The organism is Aeromonas rivuli (genome assembly GCF_000820045.1).
Lineage (GTDB): Bacteria > Pseudomonadota > Gammaproteobacteria > Enterobacterales > Aeromonadaceae > Aeromonas > Aeromonas rivuli.
The window spans coordinates 71,999-89,976 of record NZ_CDBJ01000071.1 but is presented as its reverse complement, the minus strand read 5'-3'; the positions used below and the strand labels follow the sequence as shown (position 1 = coordinate 89,976).

Below are 17,978 nucleotides of genomic sequence, written 5' to 3'. Positions count from 1 at the left end.
CATGCATTTCCATCCACGACCGCCCATGACAAGGGGATGATGATGAGCCCAAGGGCCCACTCGGTCGCCTGAATGGTCAAAATGCCTGCTGTTCTCCCTGATACCGGCACCTAACCGATATAACAGAAATCCAATCCCTGCAGTGTCTGTCGTGTCTGCATGCCTCGCCCTATAGGCGGTCGAACGCAAGGGGGATGGGCGGCCTCGCCTGCCCGGGGTTACCCCTTGGATCGGCGCGGAGTTTACACACTTCTGCGCCGGGCTGACAATAAAAAACCTTGTTAAATTTTCGCTTTTTTGGAGTGAGCCCAATCTCGCTGCCAGCCAAGCCAGCTCTGGGGTTGGCCTCTGTTGCCCTCCCCCCGTGGCCTGGGGCTTTTTCAACCCGCCACCCCAGGCACTTCTCCCCCTTTTTTTGCCGCCCCGATCGCAGGCTGTGTCGCACGACAACCCCTGACCCCATTCTCGAGGGTCAAGGGCCCGTGACGGGGTTAGTCGCCAAAAAACTGCGCTGACGCAAGGCGAGGCGCAAAGGGCCGGCAGACAATGGCGGCTCATCCCTTGTCGAGGCCGTCCGATGGACCAGCTGCTTTCCCGCTTTCTGCACTATCTGAGCTTTCATACCCGATCCAACCCCAACAACCCCCTCTGCCCGAGCAGCCCGGGCCAGCGGCAATTCGCCCAGGCCCTTCAGGGTGAGCTGCACGCCATGGGCCTGAGCCAGGTGATCCTGGATGACAATGGCTATCTCACCGCCTGCCTGCCCGGCAACCAACCCAGTGCCCCCGCCATCGGCCTTATCGCCCACCTGGACACCGCCGATTACGAGGCCGAGCGGGTCAATCCCCAGCTCATCGAACAGTACCAGGGGGGCGATATCTGTCTCGGCAAGGGGGACGAGGTGTTGAGCATTCGCGAGCACCCCTGCCTCAGGCACTATCTGGGCCAGGATCTCATCACCACGGATGGCACTACCCTGCTGGGGGCCGATGACAAGGCCGGCATCGCCGAGATCATCACGGCGGTGGCCCGGTTGCAGGCCGAGCCCGCGTTGCCCAGGGGCGATCTCTGGCTCGGATTCACCCCGGATGAAGAGATAGGCCGCGGTGCCGATCTGTTCCCCCTTGATCGCTTCCCGGCTCGCTGGGCCTATACCGTCGACGGCGGTGAACTGGGGGAGCTGGAGTACGAGAACTTCAATGCCGCCAGCGCCAGGGTGCGTTTCACCGGCAACAACGTCCATCCGGGCACCGCCAAGGGCAGCATGATCAACAGTCAGACCCTGGCCGCGCGCTTTCACGCCGCCATGCCCGCCGAGCAGACCCCGGAGGCCACCGACGGCTATCAGGGCTTCTTCCACCTGGCGCAGATGCAGGGCTCGGTGGAGCAGAGCGAATTGCACTATCTCATTCGCGACTTTGATGATGAGGGCTTTGCCGCTCGCAAGGCCCTGCTCGCCGAGCGGGTCGCCGCCCTGCAAGCCGATGCGGCGGGGGTGCGCATCGAACTCGCTATCCGGGACAGCTATCGCAACATGAAGCGGCAGATAGCCCCGCACATGCACATCATCGCGCTGGCCGAGGCGGCCATGGTGGCCGTGGGCGTCACCCCCAGGATAAAACCCATTCGCGGTGGCACCGACGGCGCCCGCCTCTCCTTCATGGGATTGCCCTGCCCCAATATTTTCACCGGTGGCCACAACTTCCACGGCAAGCATGAGTTCATCCCGCTGCAATCCATGGAGAAAGCGGTGCAGACCCTGGTCGCCCTGGTGCACCTGAGCGCCCAGTACCAGGAGTGACGCCGCCGGGGTGGCCTGGTGCCGGAGTCTACCCAGCCGCCAGGCTCTCCCACCGCCCCTTGCCATCAAACTGTCACGGGGCTGCCATGGGGCGGGAACAGAACGGCGCCATGCTGGGGGAAGAGCCACAGCCGGAGCCGCCCCATGTTCAGCGTCGATGCCATTCTCAGCCAGCACTACCCCCATCTCAATCTGCCGGGCCCGGCCCGCCGCCTCCTCAGATGGTTATTGCGCGAGCGCGACTTCCAGCACTTCGCCGCCCAGTATCCCCATCTCAAGGGGCTGGATTTCGTCGAGCAGGCGCTCTGCCAGCTCGATTTCGACTATCACGTCAGCGATGCCCAGCTCGAGAATATTCCGGCCGAGGGGCGGGTCATACTGGTGGCCAATCACCCCATCGGATCCCTCGATGGTCTGGCGCTGCTGCGCCTGCTCGGTCGCATTCGTCCCGATGTGAAGATTGTCGCCAATCGGCTACTGGCCGGTCTCACCCCCCTGCAATCCCTGCTGCTGCCGGTGGACAACCTGGGAGGCAAGACGGAGCGCAGGGCCATCGTCGCCATGGGAGAGCATCTGGCCAAGGGCGGCGCCATCATCATATTCCCGGCCGGCGAGGTGTCACGCCTCGGTCTTAGGGGCATCAAGGATGGCCCCTGGCAGGGGGGATTTCTGAAATTGGCCAAGCGTACCCAGACCCCGCTGGTGCCAATCCACCTGGGGGCACGCAATGGCCTTGGCTTCTACCTCGGCTCCTGGCTCAACAAGTCCTGGGCAGGCCTGCTGCTGGCCGCCCAGCTGTTTCGCCAGCAAGGGGGGCGCATGACCATTACCATAGGGCAGCGCATCCCGCCCCATGCCTTGGAGGCGCTGCCAGCCAAGCCTGGGGCCAAGCTGGTGCGCGAACATCTCTATCGCATCGGCCAAGGCAAAAAGGGCCGCCTCCCGACCGAATCCCCCATCGCACTGCCGGGCGACAGGGCCCGGCTCAAACAGGCGATCGAGGCTTGCGAGCCCCTCGGCCAGACCCCGGATGGTCAGCGGATCTACCTCTATCGCCGTCATGAGCAGAGCCACTCCGAGATACTGCGCGAGCTGGGCCGATTGCGGGAGATTGCCTTTCGGGCCGTGGGGGAAGGGTCGGGGCGACGCCGGGATCTGGACAGTTTTGATGATGAGTACCATCACCTCATTCTCTGGGATCCGACCCGGCTCGACATCATAGGTGCCTATCGCTTCGCCCCGGTGCGCGAGATCCTGGCCAGCAAGGGGCTGAGCGGCCTCTACAGCCACACGCTGTTTGGCTTCGAACCGGCGTTGCTGCCTCAACTGGATCAGGCCATTGAACTGGGTCGCAGCTTCATTCAGCCCGCCTATTGGGGCAAACGCGGGCTGGATTATCTCTGGTTCGGCATCGGCGCCTACCTGGCCCGCTACCCGGATTACCGCTACCTGTTTGGCCCCGTCTCCCTGTCCGGCAGCCTGCCACCCCAGGCGCGGGATCTGCTGGTGAGTTTCTATCGTCAGCACTTCGCCCCCCAAGGGCCTGCCGGACAAGGATCCCCGGCCCCTTCTCGTCGCCCCTATCCCGCCACGGACACCCACTTCGCGGGTCTGGATTATGGCGATGCCCTGATAGCGCTCAAATCCCGGCTCGGCAACCTGGGCTGCGCCATCCCCACCCTCTACAAGCAGTACTCAGAGCTGTGCGAGCCGGGGGGCGTGCAGTTTATGGATTTCGGCATAGACTCGGACTTCAACCACTGCATCGATGGCCTGGTCTGGGTCGATGTCAGCCGCATCAAACCCCACAAGCGGGCACGCTATATCGACAGCCAGTCCCTTGAAAACCCCTCCATTGAACACTTGCGTGCGGTGCCCGCCACAACCAGCCCCTGATCACCAGTGCCGCATGCGAAGAGGGAGGCCATGGCCTCCCTCTTTCATATGCAGCCCGCTACCCTCATTCGCTGGCAGGTTTGCGATCCGAGTGACCGAGGTCGCGCTCAGGGGCAATGAGGTCCCGCACCCGCTGCTTGATCTCCTTGGCCTCGGGGAAGCCCTCATCCGCCACTCTGTCCCACACCAGCACCCCATCGACCAGGATACGAAACTCCCCCTTGCTGGCGGGCACCAGGGCCACCTCCCCCAAGTCGCTGTCGAAGGTGGAGAGCAGCTCCTGGGCCAGCCAGGCGGCCCGCAACATCCAGCGGCACAGGGTGCAGTAGCGGATCTCAATCCGTGGTTTGGGCAAAGACGACGATAACTCTGTCATTGGGTCACTCCCTGAAAATCGGTTAGCCCGTCGCGGCCATGGATCAGGTCTGGCCGTTGTCCGCGCTTAAAAAGAGGTCTATTGGCTGACCCCATGAAAATCGGCCAGCCAGTGGCGAGCAATATTGCGCATCAGATCCGGCGGCAGATCCCGCAACCCTGCCACCATGGGAAACTCCGCCAACAGCCGTACCCCCTCCATGATCTCCGCCAACACCAGGTAGACATAGCCTCCGATCACGGCGCCATGGACGAAGTTGACCGCCTCACCGCGATTGAGCAAAAAGATGACGCTGCCATCGGGACGGGTCAGCGCCAGCACGTGGGGGCACACCTCCTCGCTCGGCCAGGGCAGTTGTGCCAGGCAGAACGCGAACTCGTCATCGGCCGAGGTGACCGAGGCCAGCATGGCGCCGGGGCGCAGCGCCTCGAGATCGGCCAGATCGAGGGAGCCATTACCGGTGGAGCAGACCACCAGCTCGGCCCGGGACAGGGCTTGCTGCTTGTCTACCAGCCGAAAACCGTGGGAGAGCGCCTCCACCTGGCGCAGTTCATCGGTCTCCACCACCTCCAGATGCAGATTACGGCAGCGCAGCTCCCGGGCTATGCTACGCCCCACCTTGCCATAACCAAACAGGGCGGCCTGGCAGACATTGAAGGTGCGATTGAGGGTGCGAGCCAGGGATTCGGCGGAATAGACCACGCTCAGGCCAATCTGGATATCCTCGGCCTGCTTGAGGGGGCTGCGCGCCACCGAGAGCACGGGGGCCGACAGCGGCTCCAGCTCATAGCGCTGATGACCATTCTCCGTCATCTCCACCACCCCCAGAAAACGGGGGCCGAAAAACGCGGCGATCTGAGCCTGGGTGCGGGCGAAATAGCCACCGATATCCAGGATGATCAATCGCTCATGGGCCGCCACCAGGGGGGCGAGCTGAGTGATCACCTCTTGGGGACAGTTGCTCCACTGGCGGTTGAGATCCCGCACGGGAAAGTGCTGGCGGGCCCATCCCAGGGTGGCTTCATGAACGGATTTGGGTTTGGGCAAGATGGCGCCAATACGGCCAATCTGGGCCAATGCCTGGATGAAGTGGGGTCGATCGGGCAGCAAATGAGTTACCAGCACGATGCAGAGTCCCTCGATGGGGCCCTGCCTGGTAAAATGGCGAAAAAACAGATGCTCAGATCCTTGACTGCGCAACTGTGGCCTCCTTAGCACGCCGCAAACTGCAGGCAAACAGAAACCCGGCCTTGCCGGGTTTCTGAAAGTGTCCAAATTAGATATGCAGCCTTTTTAGCCCAAACGCGATTGAGGCTCAATCTTTATCGGACAAAACTATGCGCCAGATGGCAATAAGGTTGTTAATTGTCTGTTTTACAAACATTAACTGCCATTCTTAATCGCCAGAACTCAGTAGAGGGATGCCTGTGGCCAGACGAACCACAGGCTGAGCCCGGTGCCCATGGCGGCCGATACGATGAGCACGGCCCAGCGCACCGGCAGGGAACGCGTTCTCAGCAACCACTCGAACAGCGGCAACAACCAGACTGGCAACAGGGCCAGCAGGGGCACTTCCACATACTGCCAGGCCAGCATCTGCATGAAGGCCAGTGCCAGTCCCAACGGAGCCACTGCCCCCTTGAAACCGGTCAGCGTGGTCAGCAGGGCCCGCAGTCCGGCAAAGGCGGCCAGAGCACCGGCGAGCTGGGCGATGAGCAGACTGCCATCAATACCGATGACCAGGGCCAGCCAGATGAAAGCCAGGGTAAATCCCAGCCCTTCACGACTATCCCCATGGCGATGAGTCCAGCCAAGCCAGAGTACGGCGGCCAGCACTGCCAGCCAGAGCTCGGGGGTGCCCTGGATCAGGCTGGCAAAGCCCAGCCACCAGATGAGGGCGCCGAGCAGCGCGAACAGGCCCAGACCGAGCCAGCGGTTGGGCAGTTGGCTGACGAGGGCCACCGCCGCCAGGGTCAGCGGCAACCACTGCCAGGCCTTGACGGGCAAGAGATAGGTGCCGCCCAGCAGAGTGCCCACCAGCCAGAGCGCCAGGGCGCCCCACAGGTAGTCGAGTCTGGGCCAGCGCCAGGATAACAAAGCGGCTCCCAGAGGAGCCGCCAGTGTCTGCAGCAGGAGTGCAGCGCCCATTAGCGACGCACGCCTTCGACGAACAGTTTGATCTTCATCTCGTCAGGGATGTTCGGCAGCATGTAGTTCACCCCGAAATCGCTGCGCTTGATGGTGGTCGCTGCGTTGAAACCGCTGCGATAACCGCCCCAGGGATCCTTGCCTTCACCGATCTTGACCAGATCGAAGGCCACTTCCTTGCTGACGCCGTGCAGGGTCAGGGTGCCCTTGAGCACGCCTTTATCCTTGGTGCCTTCATAGGCGGAGCTGACGAAGCTCAGCTTGGGGTACTGTTTGACATCCAGGAAGTCCGGGCTGCGCAGGTGCTTGTCACGGGCCTCGTGGTTGGAGTCCACGCTGGCGGCATCCACCTCGAAGCTCGCCTTGGCGGCAGTCGGGTTGGCATCGTCCATGGCAAAAGTGCCGCTGAAGGTATTGAAACGGCCAACCAGCTCGGAGAAACCGAGGTGTCCCACCTCAAATTGCACCGTAGTGTGCGCCGCATCCACGTCATACTCGGCGGCCATCAGTGGCGTCGCCATCAGCAGGCTGGAGGCCAGCAACATCTTGGTCATCTTCATGTCTCGTTCCTTCATGGGTGGATTCATTAGCATTTGCCAGATACTAACTCACCGTGAGAGAGTGATAATCAGCGATTTATTAAAATAATTATTTACCGAGAGTTAACAATGGACCAGATAGCCGCCATGCGCACCTTCATCAAGGTGGTGGAGTGCCAGAGTTTTACCAAGGCCGCCGCCCAGCTCGGCATCTCGGTCGCCATGACCTCCAAGTTGATGCAGCAGCTCGAGGAGTCCCTCGCCACCCGGCTGCTGTCGCGCACCACCAGACAGGTCAATCCGACCGAGGCGGGCCAGTTCTACTACCAGCGATCCCAGGCGCTGCTTGCCGAGCTGGAAGAGACCCACAGCCAGTTGACCCACAACAACCAGCAGCCCCAGGGCACCCTCAAGCTGTCGGTGCCCATGGATTTTGGTTACCTGCATCTGGCCCCCGCCCTGCCGCGATTTCGTGAACGCTTCCCCGAGCTCAAGCTGGAGATAGAGTACAGCGACAGGCGGGTGGCGCTGGTCGAGGAAGGCTTCGATCTGGCCCTGCGCATCGGCACTCTGCCTGACTCCTCCCTGGTCGCCCGGCCCCTGGCAAACATGCGTCTCGAGGTGTGTGCAAGCCCCGGCTACCTGGCCAGACACGGCACGCCCCGGCACCCGGAGGATCTCAAGGAGCATGACTGCCTCATCTATACCCTGACCCAGCCGGACTGGGTGATGCATCGGGGGGAGGAGCGCCAGAGCGTGCGTCCTCAGGGGCCGCTCAGAGCCAACAATGGGGTGGCCCTGACCCGGGCCGCCTGTGATGATCAGGGCATCATATTGCAGCCGACCTTCATCGTCGGTGAGGCGCTGCGCGAGGGGAAACTGGTGTCACTGCTGCCCGAATGGGACAAGGGAGAGGTGGGATTGTATGCCCTCTATCCGCACCGGCGCTTCGTGTCGGCCAAGGTGCGTTGTTTCATCGAGTTCGTGCAGGAGCGCTATCTGGCCCCCCATTACTGGGATAATGTCACGCCCTGAGTCCCGCGGCACAGAGGGGAGTGGCGACGGTCTTTGTCTGCGCTCAGACAACCTCATCCGCCAACCTGGCCTGCAATTGCTCCCCGTCGCAGTCGATCTGCCAGCGCGGCAGTCGGGTGCGGATCCGGGCCAGCTGATCGGCCTTGAGCACATAGGGCAAGGCCACCGTCAGGGCGCGGCAATCATGGAGTGCCGCGATTTGCAGCAGCAGAATGAGGTTCGCCTCGTCACGGCGATTGCGGTTGATACGCCGCGCGACCTCATCACGAAAGTGCTGCTCGGGATCCCCCGTCATCGCCTGCCAGCCGAATCCGAACATCGGCATCACGGCACTGATGATGCCAAGAGCGGTCAGGGGCCGCTTGGGCGGGTGATAGAGGCCATTGAGATCGAAGGCGACCGGCTCCTGCATGGGCACGCGATCCCGGGATAAAATATTATTACTCATTGGCCTGACCTCTTGGTTCCTCTAGACTCCCTGACATAGTCGAACTCCTATGCCAACGAGGTGCTGATGCTAAGCGATATCGAGATCTCCCGCCAGTCCCCCCGCCTGCCTGTGACCCTCCTCGCCGAACGCCTCGGCATCGATCCCGCCCATCTCTCGCCGCAAGGCCACCACATGGCCAAGCTGGACCCGGCCTTGCTGAGTCAGGGCGAGCCGCGTGCCGGCAAGCTGGTGCTGGTCAGCGCCATCACACCGACCCCCCTTGGCGAGGGCAAGACGGTGACCACGGTCGGGCTCGCCATGGGACTCAACAAACTGGGCGAATCTTGCATCGCCACCCTGCGCCAGCCGAGCCTGGGCCCGGTATTCGGGGTCAAGGGGGGCGCCGCCGGAGGTGGTTTTGCACAAGTGGTGCCGATGGAGGCGATGAACCTGCACCTGACCGGCGACTTTCATGCCATCAGCGCCGCCCATAACCTGGCCGCCGCCGCCCTGGATGCCCGCCTGTTCCATGAGCGCAGACTCGGCGACCAGTTCACTGCCACGACGGGTCTGGCACGGCTCGAGATTGATCCGGCCAGGATCCTGTGGCCCCGCACCCTGGATATCAATGACAGGGCCCTGCGCCACATCACCGTAGGCCTCGGCGGCGAACTAGATGGGGTGCCCCGCTCCGACAGCTTCGTCATTACCGCCGCCTCCGAGCTGATGGCCATCCTGGCCCTGGCTCGGGACTTGCGGGATCTGCGCGCCCGCATCGGCCGCATCCAGCTCGCCCTCAATGACCAGGGCCAGCCCATCACCGCCGAGCAACTCGAGGTGGCCGGCGCCATGACGGTGCTGCTCAAGGAGGCGCTCAAGCCTACCCTGATGCAGACCACTGAGCAGACCCCGGTACTGGTCCATGCCGGCCCCTTTGCCAATATCGCCCACGGCAACTCGTCAGTGATAGCCGACCGCCTCGCCCTGCATCTGGCCGACTATGTGGTGACCGAGGCCGGTTTTGGCTCCGACATGGGGTTGGAGAAGTTCTTCAACATCAAGTGCCGTCAATCCGGACTTGCCGCCGATGCCGTGGTGCTGGTCGCCACCGTCCGTGGCCTCAAGGCCAACAGTGGTGAGGTCAATCTCGTCCCGGGCCAGCCGCTGCCCGCCAGCTTGCAGCAAGAGGATCTGCCCACCTTGCAACTGGGTTGCGCCAACCTGGTCTGGCACATCCACAATGCTCGCCGCTACGGGGTGCCCGTGGTGGTGGCCCTCAACCGCTTCCCCAGCGACAGCGAGGCTGAACTCGAGATGGTGCTCGCCGCCGCCAGAGCCGCGGGGGCAGAGGCTGCCCTCTCCCAGGCTTTCACCCAGGGCGGCGCCGGGGCCACCGAGCTTGCCAGGGCCGTGGTGAACGCCTGCCATCAGACCAGGTTACCCACGAGCGAGTCCCAGCGCCTCTATCCTGACAGCCTGCCGCTGGCCGCCAAGCTCGCCACCCTGGTCGAGTGCGGCTATGGCGGACGCGGCATCCAACTGTCCGAACAGGCCAAGGCCCAGCTCGCGGCCCTGTCGGCGGCAGGCTGGGATCATCTGCCGGTCTGCATCGCCAAGACGCCGCTCTCCCTCAGCCATGACCCGGCCCTCAAGGGGGTACCCACCGACTTCGAACTGCCCATCCGGTCGCTGACCCTGTGCGCGGGCGCCGGTTTCGTCTATGCCCTGGCGGGCCCGGTCATGACGATGCCGGGGCTCGGCACCTTGCCGGCCTATCGACACATCGATATCGATGAGAGGGGTGACATTGTGGGATTGAGTTGATGACGCAAGCCCCGGCTCCACTATCGACACATCGATATCGATGAGAGAGGTGACATTGAGGGATTGAGTTGATGACGCAAGCCCCGGCCCCACTATCGACACATCGACACATCGACAGCGTTGCAAAGAGTGGCATCATCGGATCAAGCGGATTACCCCCCACATGAAAGACCCCGCCACTGGGCGGGGTCTTTCACTGGCGTCAGGGCCATCCATCAGTAGTGGAAGCGCCCCAGCTTGGTCATCACCGCCTCGGTCAGGCCGTGCATCTGCCGACTCTGGGCGTCCTGCTCCCTGGCCACCTGGGCCCCGGCCGTCGCCACCTCATGAATGCTGCTGACATTGAGGCTTATCTCCTCGCTCACCTTGGACTGCTGCTCGGCGGCGCTGGCTATCTGGGCCGCCATGTCCTGGATCCGGTCCGCCGCCACCACTATGGTCGCCAGCTCCTGCACCGCCTGTTCGGCATCTTGCAAGGCCAGCGTGCTCAGATTACGCCCCTCGGCCATGGTGCCAACGGCCGCACTGGTGGTCTCCCGCAGGCTGTTGATCATCTGCTGGATCTCCTGGGTCGAGGCCTGCGTCCTGGATGCCAGACTGCGCACCTCGTCGGCCACCACCGCAAAGCCACGGCCTTGTTCACCGGCCCGGGCCGCTTCGATGGCCGCATTGAGCGCCAGCAGGTTGGTCTGCTCGGAGATGTTGCGGATCACATCCAAAATAGTGCCGATCTGTACCCCCTGTTGCTGTAAGGCGGTGATCTTCTCCGACACCTCCTCCACCTGCCCGCTCAGCTGACGAATGCCGTTGGCCGAGGCACTCACCACCTGCTGACCCTTGTGCACGGCCTGACGGGTCTCATCCACCGCCTGGGCCGTGATCTGGGCGCTGCTGGCGACCGAATCCGCCGTGGAGGACATCTCGTGGATGGCGGCAGCCACCAATTCCACCTGCTCCAGCTGATGATGACTGTTGCTCAGCCCCTGTTGAGCCTGGCGAGCCGAGCCCGCGGTCGCCTGTTGCAGCTCCCTCACGCTGGCGGCGGTATCGGTCACTATGCCTTGCACCGTGGCGACAAACTGGTTGATCCCCTTGGCCAGGGCCCCCGTCTCATCGGGCCGGTTCTGGCTCAGACGCTGGGTCAAGTCGCCCCCGGCGCTGGAGAGACGCGCCACCATGCGCGCCGTCTCCTGCACCGGCCGCGAGATGGAACCCGCCGCGAAGGCGAGGCAGACTAATCCCGCCCCCGCCACCAACATGCCTACCATCAGCTGGGTCCAGATCCCTTTGCCAAACGCCTGGGCCCGCGCCTGCGCCGTCAGCTCATACTCGGCATAAAGCGCGCTATTGGGCACCTCGATGGCAATCCCCCAGGCCTGCTTGACCTTGTTGAGACGGATGGGCGCGAAGACGCTCAACTGATCATCACTCTCCTCGCTGCCTGCCTGGCCTCGTTGCTGCTGGGCCAGCAACAGGGGATCTTGCAGGCGGCGACCGATGCCGCTCTCGTCGCCAGAGTCCGCGGCAAGGATGCCCATGGGACTGATGATGCGCACCCTCCCCTGACCATCGAATACCCGCTGGCTGATGTTGAGGGCGATCTGCTGCAGATAGTTGAGCGAGTAATCGACCCCCACCATGCCGAGGTATTGATCGCCATCGAGCACGGGGACCACGAAGGAGGTGAGCAGCGTCGGTTGACCATTGACCTGATAGACCGAGGGATCGACCGCGCAGGTCGCCTTGCTCTGCTGCGGGCACAGATACCATTCGGAGGCGCGGATCCCGGTCTCGCTCGGTGTCTGGCTATAGAAATCACCGAGAGGCTTCAAGCTGAAACCGGCCGGGCCGCGGCTCCAGTAGGGCGCGAAGTTGCCCGATCCCTGGCTATGCTGACCATTGCCGGTATGAGCCAGATCCTCGCCATCGAAGCTGTTGGCCTCCCAGCCGCTATAGATGCTGAGAAAGTCCGGGTTGCGATCGCCGATGTCCTTGAGCAGGGCAGTGACCTCGTCCCGGTTCAGGGGCTCAGGCTGATGGACATTGCCCGCCAGCAGCGCCGCCAGGGTCTCACCGGCATCGAGCGCCAGCTCGAAGGAGCGCGCCACTTCGCTCGCCTGACCATCCGCCAGGGTCAGTAGCCACTGCCTGGCCTGCTGCCGGGCACTGGCATGACTCTCCTGCTGGATCTTCTCCTGCAAGCTGGCCAGGGAGAGATAACCGTAACCCACGACGCTGAGGAGGGTGGCCAGCAGGATGCAACCCGCAAAAAACATGACCTGGTATTTGATGGAACGAAACATAACGAATGTGGCGCCTCCTGGGCCAAAAATTCAGGGATCATAAGGGGTTGAGGCAGTAACAGGAACTGGGATAGCTGAAATTAATCACTGTTTTGTGAGCGAATTCGAACATTTCCGACAATCCGCTGACAACGCTACCGCCGTGGCACCCCCTTGCCGGGGAAACCCTGGGTATTTGCGCGTCCAACGCCCGATCAGGCTACCAGCCTGGCCAAGGGGAAGCGCCGCTTTCAAGCCCTCAGCAACGACCAGGCCCCGCCGATGGGCGGGGCCTGGTTATCCAGCAGATGCCCGCAATCAGAGGGTGAAGCGCTGGGTCATATGGTGCAAGGAGGTGGCCAGCTTGCTCAGCTCGACACAGGCCTGGGCGGTCTGCTGCGCCCCCAGGGCGTTCTCGTCGGCGGCATTGTGGATGTTGACTATGTTGCGATTGAGCTCCTCGGTCACCGCGTTCTGCTCTTCGGTGGCGGTGGCAATCAGGGTATTCATGTCGGTTATCTCGGTCACGGCACCATTGATGATATCGATGCTGTTGCCCGCATCCCGTGCCAGGCCGACGCTCGACTGCATCTGATGACGGCTCAGTTGCATGGCATTGCCCGCCTCGGCGGCGCGGCTCTGCAGCAGCTCGATCATCTTGCTTATCTCGGCGGTGGAGTCCTGGGTACGCTGGGCCAGGGTGCGCACTTCATCGGCCACCACCGCAAAGCCACGGCCCTGTTCACCGGCCCGGGCCGCCTCGATGGCCGCGTTGAGCGCCAGCAGATTGGTTTGACCGGCGATGTCGCGGATCACGTCCAGCACCATGCTGATGTTGGCGCTGTCCGCCTCCAGCTGCGCCACCACGGCGCCCGCCTGCTCTATCTGCACTGACACCTCTTCGATGCTGCTGATGGCGCTGCGCACCACCTGATGACCCTCGGCCGAGGTGCGTGATGCCCCCTTGGCGGCGCCCATGGCATCCGTGGTGTTGCGGGCCACCTCATTGACGGTGGACTGCATCTCGTTCATGGCGGTCGCGACCTGGGAGACTTCGCTCTGTTGGCGAGCCATGCCGCTGGCGGACTGCTCGGAGATGGCACTCACCTCCTCCACCGCGCTGCTGAGCTGGCTCACCGAACCGGCAATCTCGCTCACCAGGTCGGCCAGGGCGCCCTGCATCTTGTGGATGCCGGCACCAAGCTGACCCAGTTCATCCCGGTTGAAGCGATGCTCCTGGATCCAGCTCTGCAACTCGCCCTTGCCCAGATCGCCGCCCGCGATGCGCTGGGTCTGGCGGGCCAGCATGATGAGGGGATCGCGGATCTGGCGGGTCAGCACCACAGAGAGCGCGATCACCAGCGCCAGACCAACCAGCAGGGCCAGGGTGACGCTCAGCTTGGCGGAGTCATACGCCCCCACTACGACCTTGCGGGAGGCGTCGGCATAGCCATGGTTGATGCGTACCAGATCGCCAACCGACTTGGCCAGGTTGGTGTAGAGGGTGATCCCCTCCCCCATGAAGAGATGCTGGGCCTCGGTCATCTGACCGGCATCCTGCATCTGCCTGATACGCTGGTGCAGGTCGAGGTATTTCTCCCAGTCCGCCTTGACGATGTCGAAGGTGCGGCGCTCCTCCACATCCTCCGCCCAGATGGTGGCATCGTGGGCCGCTATCTGCTGCCCGGCCTCCCTCAGGCTCTTCTCGCTCTCATTGCGGTAATGGGCCTGCTGCTGGGGATCGTCCGCCACCAGAAAGACATCCAGCTCATAGCGGCGCACCGCATTGATGGTCTCCCCCAGGGTGCTGGTGCGCACCACGGCGGGCAGTATGCTGTCGGTGAACCCGGTGGCGGCCCGGTTCATGGTGCTGAATTCAAACAGTGAAAAACCGCCGATAAAGGCCATCATCAGGCCGAGTACGGCAAAGCCGGCGGTGAGTTTCTTGCCTATCGTCATGGTGTTCATGGCATGTCCTGCATATGGGTCATCAAGTGGCATTCGTCGGCGCTGGCCCCAAAAGGCGCGAGCGCGCTAGCTGCCATCCATAGCAGTCATTCAAATCTCATCCGTATCGGCACGGACGAGGGGGCCAAACGGGTGTCAAACAGACCATCTCGCGGCACGGTGAGCTGTATCGGCGCACGCGGGCATCCCTTTAGGATTTTTTCAGAAAATAAACCGGGGTGGGCAGACGGGAGAGAAGAAGAAGAAGAAGAAGAAGAAGAAGAAGAAGAAGAAGAAGAAGTCGGGGCATGTCGGTGGGACATGCCCCAGGGTGACTAGCCTTTCAGGCCACCGAGAAACTCGGCGCGGGTATCGGGCTGGGTCTTGAAGACCCCTCCCAGGGAGGTGGTGGTGGTGTAGGAGGTCGAATCCATCACGCCACGGGCCTTCACGCAGTAGTGGGTAGCGGCGATGCTGATGGCCACATCCTTGGTACCGAGCAGGGTCTGCAACGCCAGCAATATCTGCTGGGTCAGCCGCTCTTGTACCTGAGGGCGGCGGGCGAAGAACTGGACAATACGGTTGATCTTCGACAGGCCGATCACCTTGCCACGGGGGATATAGGCCACGTGGGCCAGTCCGTCGATGGTGACGAAGTGATGCTCGCAGGTGCTGGTCAGGCTGATGTCCTTGACCATGATCATCTCGTCCACCTTCATCTTGTTCTCGATGACGGTCACCTTGGGGAAGCTGGCGTAGTCGAGGCCGGAGAAGATCTCGTTCACATACATCTTGGCGATGCGATGGGGAGTCTCGGCCAGGCTATCGTCGGCCAGATCCAGGCCGAGCGTCTCCATGATGGCACGCATGTGGCCCTCGATATTTTCCTTTTTTTGCTGGTTGTTCAGGGAATTGGAGACCAAGGGGGTCTCCAGTCCTTCGGCCTCGAGGGCCGCTCTGACCAGCAGGGCTTCCTGGCTTAAGCTCATCATCTTGTCTCTCTCCCACACAGAGGGAATATTATGGCCCACAGGGTTTGTGGCGGCATAGTAAACGGCGATTGGCCTCATAATTCAAGTCACCCGCACGCCCATGCCCTGACTTTATGTTAATACGAGGGGTTTTACTGCCCTAATCGCCTGCCCATTCGGGGGGGATTTTGGGATAATCCCCCCATAACCCAGTTTCCCTTACCAAGAGGTCATGACAATGGGATTTGATACCGCAGCCCTACTCCCCTTAAGCGATGCCCTGGCGAGCATGCTGAAACGACTCGATTGCAGCTGCGACGCCGAGTCCGTTGCCCTGCCCCAGGCGCTAGGTCGGATATTGGCCGACGACATTCTCTCTCCCCTGTCTGTGCCTCCCTTCGATAACGCCGCCATGGACGGCTACGCCGTGCGCCTGACCGATCTCGCCGCCGGCACCCCGCTCAAGGTGGCTGGCAAGGCGTTCGCCGGCCAACCCTATCAGGGCGAGTGGCCCGCGGGCCACTGTATCCGCATCATGACGGGGGCACCTGTCCCCCTGGGCACCGAGGCGGTGGTGATGCAGGAAGAGACCACGGCCGAGGGGGACAAAGTCCTCTTCCTGAGTCAGCCGGTTGTGGGCCAGAATGTTCGCCGCCGCGGCGAAGACATCCGCGAGGGCGCAAGCGTACTGGGGGCCGGCACCCGGCTCAGTCCACGGGAGTTGCCGCTGCTGGCCTCGCTGGGCATCGCCACCCTCAGGGTGCGCCGTCCGCTCAAGGTCGCCATCTTCAGCACCGGTGACGAACTCAAGCCGGTGGGCACCCCCCTTGCCCATGGCGACATCTATGACTCCAACCGCTACGGGGTCAGGGCCATGCTGGCGCGCATGGGAGTAGATTGCCTGGATCTGGGTATCATCCCCGATGACCCTGCCGCCTTGCGCGCCGCCTTCCTCAAGGCAGACAGTGAAGCCGATGCCCTGATCACCACCGGCGGCGTCTCGGTCGGCGAGGCGGATTTCACCAAGCAACTGCTGGAAGAGCTCGGCGAGATAGGTTTCTGGAAGCTCGCCATCAAGCCGGGCAAGCCCTTTGCCTTCGGCCGCCTGCCCCATACCTGGTTCTTCGGCCTGCCGGGCAATCCGGTCTCCGCCATGGTCACCTTCGATCAGCTGGTGCAACCGGCACTGGCCAGGCTGGCCGGGCAGCGCTGGGCCCCCCCCCTGCGCATCGAAGCCATTGCCAGCGAGCCCCTGAAAAAATCACCGGGACGCCTGGACTTCCAACGCGGCATACTGAGCCAGGGCCCAGACGGCCTGACAGTGCGCAGCACCGGCTCCCAGGACTCCGGCGTGTTCAGCTCCCTGGCCAGGGCCAACTGCTACATAGTGCTGGAGCAGGCACGGGGCAAGGTTGCCGCCGGGGAAACCGTCACCGTCGAGCCGTTCGGGAGCCTGCTGTCGTGAGCGAGATCCTCAGCGACGCCGAGCTGCTGCGCTATAACCGCCAGATAGTCCTGAAGGCCTTCGACTTCGAGGGACAGGAGGCGCTCAAACAGGCCAAGGTGCTGGTGATAGGCGCCGGGGGTCTGGGCTGCGCCGCCGCCCAGTATCTGGCGGTGGCCGGGGTGGGCCAGCTCACCCTGGTGGATTTTGACAAGGTGGAGCTCTCCAACCTGCAACGCCAGGTGCTGCACAACGACACCCGCATCGGTCAATACAAGGTCGACTCGGCAGCGCTGAGCCTGCGCGCCCTCAACCCCTGGCTCAAGGTCGAGACCCATGCCGCCCTGGCCGACGAGGCACTGCTCGATGCCCTGCTGCCGAGTCACCAGCTGGTGCTCGATTGCACCGACAACGTCACCATCCGCAATCTGCTCAACCAGCGGGCCCGCCAGCATCGGGTGCCCCTGGTCTCCGGCGCCGCCATCCGACTGGAGGGGCAGGTGATCAGCTTCAGCTGGCAAACGGATGAGCCCTGCTACGCCTGCCTCAGCGGCCTGTTTGGCGAACAGTCGCTGACCTGCGTCGAAGCGGGGGTGCTGGCGCCCATGGTCGGCCTGGTGGGCAGCCTGCAGGCCCTCGAAGCCATCAAGCTGCTTGCCGGCATGGGCCAGAGCCTGAGCGGCCGCCTGCTGATGATCGATGGTCTGTCCGGTGGTTTTCGCGAGATGAAGCTGCCCAAGCGCCCCGACTGCCCGGTCTGCTCACTCCTGAGCACGGCATCCTCATCATCTCTGCGGTCACTCTCCCCATAAAAGATCCCGGCCAGGGCCGGGATCTTTTAGTTGCTATCTACAACAGGTTTACTTAGCGGCTCGCACTATGGCTGGCGGCGCCCAGCTGGCGTTCACCAGCTCAGGTTTGGGTCCATAGGCACGCAGCGTCATGGCAAACTCCCCTGCCGGAGCTGGTAACCAGTTGTCCAACTTGTCTGCGCTGGGCTGATCATGCTGAACATAGAGGGTCAGGGAACCATCGGTATTGTACTTGAGCGACTTGTTCTTGGTCCCCGTCGAGTAACGTTTGAGGGCATTGGGGGCAAAGAAGTGGTACTTGTCATACATGGTCAGCGACCAGAAACCGGTCACCGGTGGCGTCTGCCCCTTGGCAAAGGTCAGGCTGTACTGATGGGCCCCGCTCAAGCGCTGACCCGCACCATCATGCTCGGCAAAAATGTAGCTGGTCTCATCGACGCCATTTTCGAAGATATTGGACTTGGCCACCGCCA

16 protein-coding genes are annotated in these 17,978 nt (G+C 62.8%); 7 read left to right on the top strand and 9 right to left on the bottom strand.

Annotation, left to right across the window (positions count from 1 at the left end):
* The first annotated feature begins 577 nt into the window (after positions 1-577).
* Entirely contained in the window at positions 578-1,801 is a 1,224-nt protein-coding gene (gene pepT, locus BN1130_RS16900; RefSeq protein ID WP_042043398.1) for a peptidase T, read from the top strand.
* A 144-nt stretch (positions 1,802-1,945) separates the two neighbouring features.
* Entirely contained in the window at positions 1,946-3,697 is a 1,752-nt protein-coding gene (gene olsF / locus BN1130_RS16895; protein WP_042043397.1) for a bifunctional ornithine lipid synthase OlsF, read from the top strand.
* A gap of 64 nt (positions 3,698-3,761) precedes the next feature.
* On the opposite strand, the gene BN1130_RS16890 is transcribed toward olsF, so the two are convergent.
* From BN1130_RS16890 to BN1130_RS16875, 4 genes are all read right to left on the bottom strand, one after another.
* Positions 3,762-4,073, bottom strand: coding sequence for an Rdx family protein (locus tag BN1130_RS16890; protein WP_042043396.1), 312 nt, complete (start codon positions 4,071-4,073; stop codon positions 3,762-3,764).
* 78 nt (positions 4,074-4,151) lie between these two features.
* Positions 4,152-5,273, bottom strand: coding sequence for an adenosylhomocysteinase (locus BN1130_RS16885; RefSeq protein WP_042043395.1), 1,122 nt, complete (start codon positions 5,271-5,273; stop codon positions 4,152-4,154).
* 210 nt (positions 5,274-5,483) lie between these two features.
* Entirely contained in the window at positions 5,484-6,221 is a 738-nt protein-coding gene (locus BN1130_RS16880; protein ID WP_042043394.1) for a hypothetical protein, read from the bottom strand.
* Positions 6,221-6,781 carry a YceI family protein gene (locus tag BN1130_RS16875; protein ID WP_042043393.1) on the bottom strand — a complete coding sequence of 187 codons (561 nt, stop codon included), beginning with the start codon at positions 6,779-6,781 and terminating at the stop codon, positions 6,221-6,223. Before BN1130_RS16875 ends, BN1130_RS16880 begins: the two co-directional genes overlap by 1 nt.
* 108 nt (positions 6,782-6,889) lie before the next feature.
* Here BN1130_RS16875 and BN1130_RS16870 point away from each other — a divergent pair, with 108 nt between their 5' ends.
* Positions 6,890-7,795 carry a LysR family transcriptional regulator gene (locus BN1130_RS16870; RefSeq protein WP_042043391.1) on the top strand — a complete coding sequence of 302 codons (906 nt, stop codon included), beginning with the start codon at positions 6,890-6,892 and terminating at the stop codon, positions 7,793-7,795.
* A gap of 43 nt (positions 7,796-7,838) precedes the next feature.
* On the opposite strand, the gene BN1130_RS16865 is transcribed toward BN1130_RS16870, so the two are convergent.
* On the bottom strand, positions 7,839-8,243 hold the full coding sequence (locus BN1130_RS16865) for a hypothetical protein (RefSeq protein WP_042043389.1): 405 nt from the start codon (positions 8,241-8,243) through the stop codon (positions 7,839-7,841).
* Positions 8,244-8,309: 66 nt separating this feature from the next.
* Between BN1130_RS16865 and BN1130_RS16860 the strand changes: the two genes are divergently transcribed.
* A complete protein-coding gene (locus BN1130_RS16860; protein WP_042043388.1) occupies positions 8,310-10,049 on the top strand; it encodes a formate--tetrahydrofolate ligase in 1,740 nt (579 codons plus the stop codon).
* 215 nt (positions 10,050-10,264) lie between these two features.
* Here BN1130_RS16860 and BN1130_RS16855 read toward each other — a convergent pair whose 3' ends face one another.
* Both BN1130_RS16855 and BN1130_RS16850 read right to left on the bottom strand, forming a co-directional pair.
* Complete coding sequence (locus BN1130_RS16855) at positions 10,265-12,352, bottom strand: methyl-accepting chemotaxis protein (protein ID WP_042043387.1); 2,088 nt, start codon at positions 12,350-12,352, stop codon at positions 10,265-10,267.
* A gap of 297 nt (positions 12,353-12,649) precedes the next feature.
* A complete protein-coding gene (locus BN1130_RS16850) occupies positions 12,650-14,299 on the bottom strand; it encodes a methyl-accepting chemotaxis protein (protein WP_042043386.1) in 1,650 nt (549 codons plus the stop codon).
* Positions 14,300-14,302: 3 nt separating this feature from the next.
* Between BN1130_RS16850 and BN1130_RS22385 the strand changes: the two genes are divergently transcribed.
* Positions 14,303-14,617 (top strand): hypothetical protein, encoded by a 315-nt coding sequence (locus BN1130_RS22385; protein WP_157014070.1) that lies wholly within the window; start codon positions 14,303-14,305, stop codon positions 14,615-14,617.
* Here the strand turns inward: BN1130_RS22385 and folE are convergent.
* The gene (gene folE / locus BN1130_RS16845; protein ID WP_042043384.1) at positions 14,614-15,270 is read right to left on the bottom strand and encodes a GTP cyclohydrolase I FolE; all 657 of its coding nucleotides are present in this window, start codon (positions 15,268-15,270) and stop codon (positions 14,614-14,616) included. The two genes, BN1130_RS22385 and folE, sit on opposite strands and share 4 nt — an antisense overlap.
* 217 nt (positions 15,271-15,487) lie before the next feature.
* On the opposite strand from folE, the gene moeA reads away from it, so the two are divergent.
* Both moeA and moeB read left to right on the top strand, forming a co-directional pair.
* On the top strand, positions 15,488-16,714 hold the full coding sequence (gene moeA, locus BN1130_RS16840) for a molybdopterin molybdotransferase MoeA (protein WP_042043383.1): 1,227 nt from the start codon (positions 15,488-15,490) through the stop codon (positions 16,712-16,714).
* Positions 16,711-17,505: a molybdopterin-synthase adenylyltransferase MoeB gene (gene moeB / locus BN1130_RS16835; protein WP_042043382.1), complete on the top strand. Its 795-nt coding sequence runs from the start codon at positions 16,711-16,713 to the stop codon at positions 17,503-17,505. Before moeA ends, moeB begins: the two co-directional genes overlap by 4 nt.
* Before the next feature lie 48 nt (positions 17,506-17,553).
* Here moeB and BN1130_RS22680 read toward each other — a convergent pair whose 3' ends face one another.
* Positions 17,554-17,973, bottom strand: a complete 420-nt coding sequence (locus BN1130_RS22680) for a DUF1214 domain-containing protein (RefSeq protein WP_232302040.1) — start codon at positions 17,971-17,973, stop codon at positions 17,554-17,556.
* Between the last annotated feature and the right edge of the window lie 5 nt (positions 17,974-17,978).